This window comes from Salipaludibacillus sp. CUR1 (genome assembly GCF_021028955.1).
In the GTDB taxonomy this organism is placed as follows: domain Bacteria; phylum Bacillota; class Bacilli; order Bacillales; family Salisediminibacteriaceae; genus Salipaludibacillus.
This window is the reverse complement of record NZ_JAIWPE010000069.1, coordinates 39,684-53,461: the sequence shown is the minus strand read 5'-3', so window position 1 is coordinate 53,461 and position 13,778 is coordinate 39,684. Positions and strand designations below refer to the sequence as shown.

The window sequence follows — 13,778 nt, the reverse complement described above, 5'->3', positions numbered from 1 at the left end:
TCATTTTATCCAGGCAATTTAACTTTAGATGGCTTTTTATTGGGATAGAACGCTCTTGAAATCTTTGGAGCAAACTGGAAAAGAATGATGCCTATGATTGCAGTGGATAAAATGATTACACTGCTAAAAACCATAACCTCTGCAGAAGCCAAAGCGGCAATTATAATGGAAAACTCCCCCCGCTGAACGAGAGAGAATGCTGCTCTGAGTGAAACTTTTTTAGACAGGCCATATATTCTTCCTCCAACTACTCCAACTATTAGCTTTGCTGCTATTCCCCAAACTACAAGAGTAATAAGAAGACCGATCATAGGAATTCCTTCACCAAATTCAATTGTTGTCCCAAACCAGATAAAGAATATAGGCAGAGTCAAATCCCTTACAGGAACTATAAGATGTTCCAGCTGCTCCGTTTTCCTTACTTCAGCAATCATAATACCAGCAAGAAAAGCCCCCAAAACTTCGGATAAGTTCAAATATAAAGCGATGCCCCCATAAGCTAAAGCTGTCCCTGCCACAAAAAGTATAAAAGCATCATAATTCAAATACTTATCGAAAAATTTCTCCAGCTTTTTAAATAAAACCTGACCAAGAATGACAGCTCCTGCTATCAGCAAAATAACTTTAAATGCGATAACACTGAAAGCACCGGCAGTTAAGGCTGTGCCTGCTGTCAAGCCGACTAAAATGGCCACTAACACAGGAGCCACAAGATCCTCAAAAATTAATAATCCTAAAATAAACTCAGATTCGGGGTTAGCCATACGTTTAGATGTTTCAAGCATTTTAGCGGTAATTGAAGAACTGGTAGCGTAAACTACTCCTCCTATTAATAATGCTTCTATGACACCTAAACCAAATAATAAAACAATCCCCATTGTTACTCCGATATTTAAAATAACATCCAAGGTACCGGCGGGTGTGACCTTTTTTGCTACATTCATTAGCTGTTTAAGGGGAAATTCCATCCCCAGCATAAAAAACAATAAAATTATGCCAATTTCCCCCACTAAATAAAGCAATTCTGACTCACTTATAAATGAAGCTAAAACCATTCCTAATAATATATATACGATCACTTCAGGTATTTTAAAGCGACTTCCAAAAACACCTATAAAAAACATCAGAAGGAATAACAAGCCGGCCGTAAGGATCACTGGCAACTGAAAATCCAATTATATAACCGCCTCTCCTGCGCATAGTTCTTCAAATAAACTGATTTCCTCCTGTTTCCCAATAGCCATCAGTGTGTCGCCAGCCAAGAGTACCTGATCTACATCAGGACTGGCAATCACTCCATCTGACCTGAAAATTCCCACTACCGAAACCCCAGTTTTTTTTCTTATCTCCGAAGCTCCTATTGACTTGTTTACTAAGGGCGATTCTTTTTCAAGTTTAATCCATTCAGTTACAATTTGACTTCTAAGAAGTTTCATTTTTTCTGAATCGACAGGCTGGAAAACAGCCCCCAAAAGCTGGGCCCCTAACTCACGCGTTTCATCGGCGGTTAAATCTATACTAAAGTCTGCCTCATCATTATCTTTATCATAGAAGAAATACATTTCTCTCTTCCCTGTATGGTGGACTACCAGCACAATCATGCTGTCTTCACCAGTTATAAATGATATTTTCTTACCTATTCCCGGCAAATCAGTCATTTTAACTTTCATAATTACCCTTCCTTTCGACACTAAATAAGTCTCCACAGTGTATTATATCCTATTCTATTATCAGATCCTATACTTCCTTTAGAACGCTTCTACTACCAGTCCATAGTCGAATGGGTGAGAGGCTGCAACCATCATCCAGGTGGCAGTACCAGCTGCAGATATTTTAATTTAGAGAATTATATTTCTGCTAATGCTGTGCTGGTTAACTTTATAGAAAAAAATAATTATTTTCCTTCCTAATAATGTATAGGGCCACACAGAAACCGTACCGGCTTCCATCTCTATTGTTTGTAAGTTCTTCTCCCTGTTTTAAAACCTTAATAGCTGAAGGGTGCTTGTGAACTGTTTGCTCATCATAATAATCTGTCAGCCTCCATTCAGAGGCCCCCTCCATAAATGATTAAACATAAAAAGTATCGTAACGGCCCTGCCATTACGATACTTTTTATTCTGTAAAAACACTCTGTTTGTATGTTTAATCATGAAGTAACGTTTCATTTTACAAATGTCGTTTTTTCTTCTCCTGCTGTTTCGAATTTCCTGTAAAGATTCATAAGATGATCAAGTTCCTGGCTGTAACGAATGGTTTCTGAGGAAGTAAAACCGTGTTTGTTAGCTGAGTATATCATTAATTTCCGTTTAGCTTCCATTTGGACTTTTAGAGAATTTTTAAAACCCATTGTTTACAATCGCCTCACCTTGAATTACATTCGATTTAAATACTTATCATACAATGTTTCAGAAAATTTACAGTTAATGTGAACTTACGATATTTGTAATTTTACCACACTCTTATTCATTATTTCCATTATTAAACGCCAAAAAACGAAATTTTTATTAAAATTACACAAAAGTTTACGCAAAATTAGTGTTTTATTTTAATATAAACTATAAAAGTTTTGCGATAATTCCCCTTTTTTCCCAAAACTGTATTAAAAAATTTCCAGAAGCCTGCAGGCCTCTGGAAATTTTCTTTAAATGTTATTAACTTTTTCTAAAACATTCTGTTTAATCTCGTCAATCCGTTTATGAGCAAGGTCAGAAGAGTCTTCTTTCACCCCGAAATAACATTTTATTTTCGGCTCTGTCCCTGATGGTCTGAGACAGTACCAGGAGCCATCCTCAAGCAATATTTTAAGTACATTGGACTGCGGGAGATCAATTGTCTCTGTGTCGCCGTTGCTTATTAAGTGCCGCACACTGGTTTTATAATCCTCAACTGCATATACGCCTTCTGACAGGTTTCCATTAGAAATGTCATTGCGGAATTCACTCATAATTCGTTGGATCTTCTCTGCTCCTTCTTTCCCTTTAAATACGAAAGAAGCCAAATCTTCATAGTAATAACCATAAGTGTCGAAAAGGCTGAGCAGCCCTTCATATAAGGTCATTCCCTCCTGCTTGTAATACGCGCACATCTCTGCGGCTAACAGGCCTGCTTGAATGGCGTCTTTATCTCTTGCGAAAGGCTCAATTAAATATCCGAAGCTTTCTTCGTAGCCATACAGGAAGGTGTATTCTCCGCTCTCTTCGAACTGGCGGATTTTTTCCCCGATAAATTTAAACCCGGTAAGTACATCCAGCGTTTTAACACCGAAAGATTCGGCGATTGTACGGCCTATTTCAGAGGTCACCACTGTTTTAATAACTACCCCGTTTGATGGAATAAGCCCTTTTTCTTTTTTCTTTTTCAGCAAGTAATCAAGCATCAGGGCTCCTGTCTGGTTGCCTGATAATACCTGGTACTTGCCTTCGTTATTTTTCACGGCCAGCCCGACGCGGTCTGCATCGGGATCCATAGCAATTAATACATCAGCTCCGGTTTCTTCTCCAAGATTAATTGCCAATTCAAATGCTTCACGCTCTTCAGGATTAGGCGATTTAACCGTTGAAAATTCTGTATCCGGTGTTGCCTGCTGTTCCACTACATTCACATTTGTAAATCCTGCCTTCTCAAAAGCTCTCGTCATAGGCTCTTGAGCTGTTCCGTGAAGTGGGGTGAAAACGATCGACAGGTCATCTCCTGTTTGGCGGATCAATTCCTTGTCAATTAGCACCGTTTCCAACTGTTCCTGATAGCGGGCGTCGATATCTTCAAGGACCCATTCCAGAAGGCCTTCCTGCTCAAGTTTTTCAGCATCTTCTGTCTTTACGTCAAGCTCATCTTCAACCGCATTAACCATTGCTATAAGACGGTCTGCCTCTTCCGGGACTAGCTGTCCGCCATCTTCGCCGTATACTTTAAAACCATTGTATTCCGGAGGATTATGGCTCGCTGTAATCATGGCCCCTGAATGCGTATTTAATTCACGGACTGCAAAAGAAAGTTCGGGAGTAGGCCGCAATTCCTTAAAGAGATACGTTTTAACGCCGTTCGCCCCGAACGTGTAGGCTGCTTCAAGAGCAAATTCTTTAGACATCCTCCGGTTATCGTGGGCGATTACTATCCCTTTATCAGCGGCTTCCTGTCCGGCTTTTTTTATAAACTGGGCCAGGCCCTGGGCTGCTTTCCTGATTGTGTAAATGTTCATCCTGTTCGTGCCTGGCCCGATCTCTCCGCGCATGCCTCCGGTGCCAAACTCCAGGTTTTTATAGAAACAGTCCTCTAGAGACTTTTCGTCATCTTCAAACTGAAGGAGTTCTTCTTTAATATTTTTATCCAGCCCTATCTTTGATTTCCATTTCTCATACTGCTGTTTCCAATCCATTTAGTTTCCTCCTCTTTATATATAGGCAAAGTTCTTAAGTTTAGTTATACGCAATTTCCTGCCTATAGTAAAGAGGTTTCACATTAATTTTTATCTTTTGCTGCCACAGGATTTACAGCGTAGAAAATTTCTTCTTCAAGAAGTTTAATGTGCCGGTCACGTTCTTCCTCACTCCAGTGAAAACGGTCATTCATATATTTTAAGACTCCTATTTTATGTTGTTTAACAAAATCTATATCAAAGAATAAGGCGCTCGTGCGGCGGTTAAAGAAATCAATCGGTGAAACAACCATTTCCTCTTCGATTCCATAAACGAGAGAAGCGTAGACACTTGCAGGCAGATCGTATAGTTTGCCCTCATCCCCGGAAGTTTCTAATATCTCATAAACTCTCGCTACATTAGAACCGTAAAGACGGGTAAGTTTCCTGGCCTCTTTCTCGCTCAGGCCAATCTCTTTTCCTTTTTTCGTCCAGTTCTCTATAAACGTTTCCAGCTGGTCGGAGCCTCCGACATCACCGCCCGACAGAACGATTTTTTCTGTGGTGCACTTTTCAGAAACTCCCAGTTCCTTCGCAGTCAAATCGACAATCCGTTCAGCCATTTTCCGGTAACCTGTCAGCTTTCCTCCGGCAATGGATAAAAGGCCGGACTCTGATTCAAAAATCTCATCCTTACGTGAAATTTCTGAAGCATCCTTTCCTTCTTCATGAATAAGCGGACGCAGCCCTGCCCAGCTCGATTCCACATCTTCCCTATTAAGCTTCACTGAAGGGAACATATAATTGGTCGCATCAATAAGATAGGTAAGATCATCTTCCGTCATTCGAGGAGACGCAATATCTTCTGCATAATGAGTGTCCGTTGTTCCAACATAAGTTTTCCCGTCTCTTGGGATCGCGAAGACCATTCTGCCGTCTCCCTCTGTGTCGAAATAAACAGCCTGTTTTAAAGGAAAACGGGACTGGTCGATGACAATATGGACACCTTTCGTTAAATAAAGGAATTTCCCTTTCTTAGAGCGGTCTTTTTCCCTTAACTCGTCCACCCATGGCCCTGCAGCGTTAACGACTTTTTTAGCCCGGATATGGTAGGTTTCTCCGCTGGCCAGGTCTTTTACTTTAGCGCCAGTTACTTTGCCATTTTCATATAAGAGCGACTCGGCTTTCGTATAGTTGACTGCTTTTGTCCCTCTGTGAACAGCTTCTTTTAAAATTTCGAGAGTTAATCTTGCATCATCCGTCTTATACTCGACGTATACACCGCTTCCTTTCAATGTATCCTGTCGAAGGAGAGGTTCCTTTTTCATAGTTTCTTTCTTGCTTAACATGTTTCGTCTTTCTTTACGTTTTACGCCTGCTAGAAAATCATAGACTTTTAATCCCATCGACGTCGCAAGCTTTCCGAAAGTTCCCCCCTGGATAATCGGAAGCAGCATCCATTCAGGGTTAGTCACGTGAGGGGCATTGTCGTAAACGATCGCTCTTTCTTTTCCTACTTCTGCAACGATTTTAAATTCAAACTGTTTTAAATATCTCAATCCGCCGTGTACGAGCTTTGTCGAGCGGCTTGACGTTCCTGCTGCATAATCCTGCATTTCAACAAGCCCGGTCGTCATGCCTCTGGAAGTCGCATCCAATGCGATCCCGGCCCCTGTGATCCCTCCTCCGATTACTAGAAGGTCAAGTTCAGTTTCACTCATTTGGTTTAAGTATGATTGCCGTTGAACTGCTGAAAAAGGTTTTACCATCTGAGACATCCTTTCCTGGTGGGAAGGTGGATATACAGAAAAAGACCACAACATCCTAAGCATGAAAGGTAATCCTTTTATGCTTAAGTGCTGTGGTCTCTCCATATCTCCAGACCTTCATAATTAATTTAAGGTCATTATATCATAGTTTTTAATTTAATTGTATTAAATAGTCTGTTTTTTCTTTTTCTTAAATTTCATCGTTGCGTCGACCGCCGTTTTCCAGCCGTCATATAATTCTTCACGTGTGTCATTATCCATTTCGGTGTTAAACGTTTTATCGATATGCCACTGCTGGGCGATTTCCTCTTTATTTTGCCAGAATCCCACAGCTAGTCCTGCCAAATAAGCTGCCCCCAGAGCGGTAGTTTCCTGGATCTCCGGACGGTCAACAGGCACGTCAAGAATATCACTCTGAAATTGCATTAAGAAGTTGTTGGCCACTGCCCCGCCGTCAACTCTTAACGTTTTGACATCGATACCTGAATCAGCAACCATGGCTTCCAGTACATCGCGCGTCTGGTAAGCAAGGGATTCAAGTGTCGCACGGATAAAGTGTTCTTTCTCCGTTCCTCTCGTAAGACCGAATATAGCACCGCGAACTTCACTGTCCCAGTACGGTGTTCCCAATCCGACAAACGCAGGCACCATATAGACCCCGTCAGTTGATTCCACCCGCGCCGCATATCCTTCACTTTCCGGTGCGGATTTAACCATTCTTAATCCGTCCCTCAGCCATTGGATCGCTGAACCCGCTACAAAAATACTTCCCTCGAGCGCATATTCCACTTTTCCGTCAATTCCCCAGGCGATGGTAGTCAACAGCCCATGATTGGACTTAACCGCCTCTTCTCCTGTATTCATAAGCATAAAGCAGCCTGTCCCGTAAGTATTTTTAGCCATCCCTTTCTCAAAGCATGCCTGTCCGAATAAAGCTGCCTGCTGGTCCCCCGCAGCCCCGGCGATTGGCACTTCTTCTCCAAAGAAATGGTAACTGATCGTTTTAGCGTATTCTTCAGAAGATGGCCTTACTTCAGGAAGCATCGATTGTGGAACACCGAGAATATCAAGAAGTTCCTCATCCCATTTTAATTCATGAATGTTATACATAAGCGTACGGGAAGCATTTGTATAATCTGTGACGTGGGCTGTACCTCCGGAAAGTTTCCAAATAAGCCACGTATCAATGGTTCCGAATAAAAGTTTGCCCTGTTCTGCTTTTTCTCTCGCCCCTTCAACATTATCGAGAAGCCATTTCACTTTAGTCCCGGAAAAGTAAGCATCGATTAATAAGCCCGTTTTATCCCTGAAAAGATCGTTGTGGCCTTGTTCTTTCAGTTCCTTACAAATATCATCAGTCTGGCGAGACTGCCATACAAGCGCGTTGTATATCGGCCGGCCTGTATCTTTTTCCCATACCACCGTTGTTTCACGCTGATTTGTAATCCCGATTGAGGCAATCTCTTTAGGTGATACATCCTGATTACTGAGTACTTCTGCGATAACCCCTAAGATTGAAGACCAGATTTCATTAGCATTGTGCTCTACCCAGCCCGGATTAGGAAAAATCTGCCTGAACTCTTTCTGGGCAACGTCTACGATTTTTCCGTCTTTGTTAAATAAAATAGCTCTTGAACTAGTAGTCCCCTGGTCTAATGCTAATACATATTTCTTTTCCATGTTAAATTCCCCCTATGCTTGTTGTTCTTTTGGATTATGGTAAGTGTCTTCCAAACTCTTAGGCTGTACTTCTTTTTGATCCATTTTAAATGAGATAAACAAAACAATGAAAAATAATACTATGAAAATCCATAGAGACGGATTGACAACGCCTTCAAATAAAGCTATATAACTTAATGTTCCTAACCCTCCACCAATAATCGGTCCTGCAATAGGTATCCACGCATATGACCAGCCGGAATCCCCTTTGTTATGGATGGGCAAAATTGCATGAGCAATTCTTGGTCCTAAATCACGTGCAGGGTTAATTGCATACCCTGTCGTCCCACCTAAAGACATACCAATGACGACGATTAAAAATCCAACCAGAAGAGGATCAAGCCCACCTGCATCATTGGCACCTAATGCAAGGATACCAAATAATAACACAAATGTGCCTATAACTTCACTAAAATAGTTTGACGGTGTATGTTTAATTGCCGGAGCTGTAGCAAAAACCCCATGTTTTGCCCCTTGATCTTCTGTATTTTTGAAATGCGGATAATACACACAGAAAACCAGTGCGGCACCGATAAAGGCTCCGGCTAACTGTGCCCCAATATAAGCCGGCACACTCGACCATGCAAAATCCCCAATTAACGCTAACCCTACTGTTACTGCAGGGTTAATATGGCCTCCGCTGATTTCTCCAATCATATAAACCGACATGGCCACACCAAGACCCCAGGCAAAAGTTATTAAAACCCATCCTGTGCCTTCTGACTTTGTCCCTTTAAGGACTACCCCTGCTACGACCCCTCCCCCGAAGACAATAAGCATCATCGTACCTAAAAACTCAGCTAATACAGGCGACATTCCATTTCCCCCTTTTGAAAAATTGGAAGACAAAAAAGACCAGCAGAATTCCCCTGGCGTTAAATTACTCCAGGTGAATTTCCGTTGGTCTCCATAGTCTCCACGAAAAAATTATTAACTTCTCCATAATTAAACCAAATAATGTAAGCGCTGTCAACAAGGCTAAGATAATTAAAATAATTAATTATCTGATATTCTATTAAAGTCCGTGATCCCGGTTCCAAAGCTCTTTATTGGACGTGGTGACAGCAGTTGCCCCGGCATCAATCGCAGCCTGGACTTCTTTTTCCGTGCGGATGAGTCCCCCGGCTATTATTGGCGTATTTGTTTTTTCATAAATTTCCTCAATAATATGCGGAATAATGCCAGGGAGCACTTCTATGCAGTCAGGCTGTATTGTTTCGAGCATATTATAGCTCGATTCCAAAGCGATCGAATCGAGAAGAAACAACCGTTGGACAGTTATTAACTTAGCTTTTTTGGCAGTTAACAAAACATTCTTTCTCGTTGATATTAACCCTGTCGGCCTGATGTCCCTGCATAGAAACTGGGCACCGTACTCATCACTTTTCAGCCCCTGAACCAAATCTGCGTGCAGCAATACTTTCTTATCGTGGTCGCGAAGCATCTTAACGAGGCTTTTCAGCTGGCCGATATGAGTATTTAATAGAACGATGTATTCGTAATCTGTTTGTGCTACTTTATCCAGATCCTTCAAGTCCCTTATGGCTGGAAGTATCATTGAGTTTGAGAAATGCATGGTTACCTCCTTTTTCTTCTGTGAACTCATGTAAAAGATATTATAGCAGAACACAGAAGAAAAAAGGTCACATTTCTGTGTCAGTTGTACCTAATGAGAAAACTGTCTTTTTTTCGTAGATGTCTCCTTTATCAACCAGATAGGTTTCGGTCTCGTTTGGAGGCATTTGAGTTTCAAGGCATATTCCGTCATACTTTGTCCCATCACTTCCGTTTAAACCAGGCTTTTGTTCAATTTGATTGCCTGAATAAACAACTATGGCAGGGTCCTCTGTTTCAACAGCCAGCGTTCTTCCGGATTGGGGATCACTCAGCCGTGCTTTTACTTTTGGCTGTTCATCTAATAAAAAGGGATGGTCAAGACCTCCTTTAACAATTTCCAACTGCTTATCTTCCTGTTCAATTGCTTCCCTGATCGGCTTTCCTGCCCGGAAATCAAATGCCGGGTGCCTGTCCACCTCCGTTATTCCAATCGGAATTGAGTCTGGAGCTAATTCGTAAAATTTACTGCTGGACAACTGTAAAATGTGGTCTAATACAGTAGTTTTCTTATCCCCGCTTAAGTTAAAATACGTATGATTAGTTAAATTAATTGGTGTCTTCTCATCCGGCTCAGCCCAGTATGAAATAACCAGCTTGTTCTCTTCGGTTAACTCATAAATAACTTTAAAAGATACCTCACCCGGATAACCATCCTCACCGTCCGGGCTGACACACTCAAATGTCAGTCTCGCTTGATCCTGAGTCACATTCCATATTTTTCTGGACAGTCCTTTAAAACCTCCATGCAGGTGATTATTCCCGTCATTTTTGTCCAGTTGAAGAGAATGCCCGTCAAAGTTGAGTATCCCTTCCGCCGTCCTTCCGGCTGTACGGCCTGCCACTACCCCTAAATAATGCGGATTATTTTCATAATCAGCGATGTCACTGTAATTAATTACTATATTTTCTTTTCTCCCATCTTGGTCAGGGACTAGCAGATCTATAATCGCTGCTCCGTAATTTATTGCAGTTAGAGATACTCCCCGGCTGTTTTCAATGGTGTAAGAAAAAATTTCCTGGCCATTAAAGCTGGCAACTTTTTTCTTCATTCTAACTCCCTCGTTTCTGTATGTAATTTCCGGTAATGTCCCGGTGTTAATCCTTCTTTTTTGCGAAAAGTAGCTATAAAATGGCTGACATCTTCAAAGCCTGCCATCCGGCTGATTTCTTTCAAAGGCCGTTCAGGCTCATTGATCAGAAATTCTTTCGCTTTCCTGATCCGGACCTGAACTAAATAGGAATAAGGGCTTGTCCCCATTGTTTCTTTAAATAGTTTGGATAAATACTGGCTGCTTATGCTTGCTTTTCGTTCCATGTCCAACAGACCGATATTTTGGCCGTAACAAGCATTCATCCAGTCAATCAATGGTTCGAGACGGGTCATTTTACTCGTGAGAGAAGGTTGAAAATTAAACTCCCCATACTTTCTTAATAAAATTAAAAAATTATATAAGGGACTTGAAACTTCAAGAGGCAAAACTCTTGGCTGTTTACTAATACCTTCCATAAGGTCCATGAGCGTCTCTTGGAGTTTATTGTCTTTGGTATCTTTTAAAACTACAGCCTGATTTAATTTCAAACCGAGCAAAATCGATTCCGCTGCTCCCCCGCCAAACGTCAAATAAACAGTGGCCCATTGTTTTCCAGCCGGCTCATATTGGTGGGGAATGTTAGCCGGCAAAAATATCCCCTCCCCTTCATTAAGCGTAAATATTTCAGACCCTGTCCGGAAGTTCCCTTCCCCGCTAACCGTTTGCAGCCAATGAATATACGGATAACCCGCAGGCCTGGAAATAGTACTTTCCTGTGAGTTGTAACCGATGGTTTCAATAAACAGAGGGAGGGACTTGTCATGTGCAGAAAAAGAATATCTTCGGCTGCTGAATAAATTTTCCGGCACCTGTTCTCCCTCCCTGAAAGTTATAATAGGTCTATTTTACACAAAAACAGTCCCGGTGGGAAGCGCCCCTATGAAAGCCCCTTTCTAAAAACCTTAAAGCCATAAGGCTCAAGAAGGATTCTTTCCTGACTCTTTTTACCGTAAAGCATGTCTGTTAATCCGTTAGCTTCACCACATAGTTGAATGTAAACTTCGGTCTCATTGAAATTCATTAAAAAGATAAATTCTTCTTGTCCGTTTGTCCGCTTCTGAGCACTCACTCCTGCAGGGAGATCAGCTTTAAGCACCGGTTTAAGACCGGTTTCTGATATGACGGCAGACAGAAAATCAAGCTGAAACGGGCTGCTGTTACGGGAAGCAACGTAGTAAGCTTTCCCTTTGCCAAACTGGTTTACCGTCAGCGCAGGGGCTCCCGCATAAAAATCATTCGAATAAGCTCCCAGTGCTTCTGCTGTCTCCAGATGAATGAGGTCACAGAGCTCTTTTGCAGTATAGCTCCCTGTAAGCCCTAAATGGTTTGGTGTCTTAAATTGTACGGCATTCGTTTCCCCGTCTACGAGACTGTCAATTTCTTCAGAGTAAATCCCCAGTACATTTTTCAAGGGACCAGGAAATCCTCCTAAGAAGCAGAGGTCTGATTCATTAACAATTCCTGACCAATAAGTGGTCACAAGGGTGCCCCCATCTTTTACAAACTTTTCTAATTTGTCCGAAGCACCGGCCCTAATCATATAAAGCATTGGAGCAATCACTAATTTATACCGGGAAAAATCTGCTTCCATATCAACAATATCAACGGGAATTCCTTTTTCCCAGAAGGGTCTGTAATGTTCTTCTATTGTTTCTTCATAATGCATGCCGATATTTCTCGGCCCCTGGGCATCTTTTAACGCCCACCTGTTTTCCCAGTCATAAATAATCGCTGCTTCAGGCTGCACACTTGTCCCGCTTATTTCAGAAAGTTTCTCCAGAGTCTCCCCTGTCTTCTGTACTTCTTTAAACACTCTTGTTTTATCGGTTCCATCGTGACCCACGACTGCTCCATGGAATTTTTCGCTGGAGCCCCTGCTTTTCCGCCACTGGAAATACTGGACAGTATCAGAACCATGAGCTATTGCCTGAATAGAGGAAAGAAGATGCATTCCAGGACGTTTAAGCTTACTGTAACTTTGCCAGTTAGTCATGCTTGGCGTGCTCTCCATAAGCATGAATGGCCGGCCGCCTTTAAAGGAGCGGTTTAAATCGTGCAAGAGGCCAACTCTTGCTGCCAGTTTGCTTCCATCCCGCGGGACATGCCAGTCCGGATAAGCATCCCACGAAATAATGTCGAGGATATCTTTGAATTTCCAATAATTTAATCCTTCATAATCTCCCATAAAATTGGTTGTCACTGGAATCTTCGGGTTCTTTTCTCTGAGCGGTTTCACTTCATGCTTCAAAAAGTCAACTGTCTGGTCGGTTACAAACCTTTTCCAATCAAGGTTCAGCCCGTGAACCATACTTTCACCCAGAGGCGATGGTGACTCAATTTGAGACCAGTCAGTATATGTATGGCTCCAAAATGCCGTCCACCAATCATGGTTTAACTTATCAAGCGACTTGTATTTGTTTTTCAGCCATGCTCTGAAAGCATCCTGGCAATAATCACAGTGGCATTCACCCCCATACTCATTAGAAATATGCCATCCAATTACCGCGGGATGCCAGCTATATCTTTCTGCCAGCTCAGTATTAATAATTGATACTTTTTCGCGGTATTTTGGCGAGGTGTAACAGTGGTTATGCCTTAAGCCATGCAGATTACGCACCCTCCTCTCTGTGACTCGCAGAACTTCGGGATATTTTTGGGAAAGCCATGCAGGCCTTGCACCGCTCGGAGTAGCCAGGAATACGAATACGCCATTCTTATAGAGCCGGTCAAGTACCTCATCCATCCACTCAAATGTAAAACGGCCTTCTTCCGGTTCGAGTGATACCCATGAGAAAATACCTACAGACATCACATTGCATTTTGCTTTTTTCATCAGTTTCAAGTCTTCTTCGAAAATATGAGGGTAATCCTTCCATTGCTCAGGGTTGTAATCGGCACCATGAAGCAGACCGGGTACTTTCTCGTTCAAAGGCGGGAAAACTACAGGTTCAGTCATTAGGCATGCCCCTTTCAATAAATATAACTATACTCTTATTGTATAAAGGGAGGATCGGTAAGTATATATTGAGCTTCACTTCTAAAGTATAAGAATCTGAAAGTCTTCAGGAAGGCAAAGAAAGCCGAACAAAATTTTGGAAGAATTTTGTCGGCTTTCTTTTTGAGAAAAGGTGTGATGTCAGTCCGCCAGGCGGACGCTTGCGCAGGGGCTTGTCTTCAGCTAAATTCAACAAGTTGTATCATTCTTATTCACCGGTTTTGTCCCAG

At 42.0% G+C, this 13,778-nt stretch carries 11 protein-coding genes; all 11 read right to left on the bottom strand.

The genetic code is table 11. The features are described from left to right. Positions 1-5: 5 nt before the first annotated feature. The 11 genes from K8O68_RS14490 to K8O68_RS14440 all read right to left on the bottom strand — a co-directional run bounded on the left by K8O68_RS14490 (position 6) and on the right by K8O68_RS14440 (position 13,509). On the bottom strand, positions 6-1,175 hold the full coding sequence (locus tag K8O68_RS14490; RefSeq protein WP_230897573.1) for a cation:proton antiporter: 1,170 nt from the start codon (positions 1,173-1,175) through the stop codon (positions 6-8). After that, on the bottom strand, positions 1,176-1,670 hold the full coding sequence (locus tag K8O68_RS14485) for a cation:proton antiporter regulatory subunit (protein ID WP_230897572.1): 495 nt from the start codon (positions 1,668-1,670) through the stop codon (positions 1,176-1,178). Positions 1,671-2,164: 494 nt separating this feature from the next. Beyond that, positions 2,165-2,350: an aspartyl-phosphate phosphatase Spo0E family protein gene (locus tag K8O68_RS14480; RefSeq protein ID WP_230897571.1), complete on the bottom strand. Its 186-nt coding sequence runs from the start codon at positions 2,348-2,350 to the stop codon at positions 2,165-2,167. A 294-nt stretch (positions 2,351-2,644) separates the two neighbouring features. Continuing rightward, positions 2,645-4,378 carry a phospho-sugar mutase gene (locus K8O68_RS14475; RefSeq protein ID WP_230897570.1) on the bottom strand — a complete coding sequence of 578 codons (1,734 nt, stop codon included), beginning with the start codon at positions 4,376-4,378 and terminating at the stop codon, positions 2,645-2,647. Between the two features lie 83 nt (positions 4,379-4,461). Then, positions 4,462-6,126: a glycerol-3-phosphate dehydrogenase/oxidase gene (locus K8O68_RS14470; RefSeq protein ID WP_230897569.1), complete on the bottom strand. Its 1,665-nt coding sequence runs from the start codon at positions 6,124-6,126 to the stop codon at positions 4,462-4,464. A gap of 165 nt (positions 6,127-6,291) precedes the next feature. Further along, positions 6,292-7,806, bottom strand: coding sequence for a glycerol kinase GlpK (gene glpK, locus K8O68_RS14465; protein WP_230897568.1), 1,515 nt, complete (start codon positions 7,804-7,806; stop codon positions 6,292-6,294). Between the two features lie 12 nt (positions 7,807-7,818). Continuing rightward, complete coding sequence (locus K8O68_RS14460; RefSeq protein ID WP_230897567.1) at positions 7,819-8,661, bottom strand: MIP/aquaporin family protein; 843 nt, start codon at positions 8,659-8,661, stop codon at positions 7,819-7,821. Positions 8,662-8,860: 199 nt separating this feature from the next. Next, positions 8,861-9,421 carry a glycerol-3-phosphate responsive antiterminator gene (locus tag K8O68_RS14455; RefSeq protein ID WP_230897566.1) on the bottom strand — a complete coding sequence of 187 codons (561 nt, stop codon included), beginning with the start codon at positions 9,419-9,421 and terminating at the stop codon, positions 8,861-8,863. A gap of 67 nt (positions 9,422-9,488) precedes the next feature. After that, positions 9,489-10,511: an aldose epimerase family protein gene (locus K8O68_RS14450; RefSeq protein ID WP_230897565.1), complete on the bottom strand. Its 1,023-nt coding sequence runs from the start codon at positions 10,509-10,511 to the stop codon at positions 9,489-9,491. Then, the gene (locus K8O68_RS14445) at positions 10,508-11,362 is read right to left on the bottom strand and encodes an AraC family transcriptional regulator (protein WP_230897564.1); all 855 of its coding nucleotides are present in this window, start codon (positions 11,360-11,362) and stop codon (positions 10,508-10,510) included. The genes K8O68_RS14450 and K8O68_RS14445 overlap by 4 nt, the downstream gene beginning before the upstream one ends. 68 nt (positions 11,363-11,430) lie before the next feature. After that, positions 11,431-13,509 carry a beta-galactosidase gene (locus tag K8O68_RS14440; protein ID WP_230897563.1) on the bottom strand — a complete coding sequence of 693 codons (2,079 nt, stop codon included), beginning with the start codon at positions 13,507-13,509 and terminating at the stop codon, positions 11,431-11,433. Positions 13,510-13,778 lie beyond the last annotated feature (269 nt).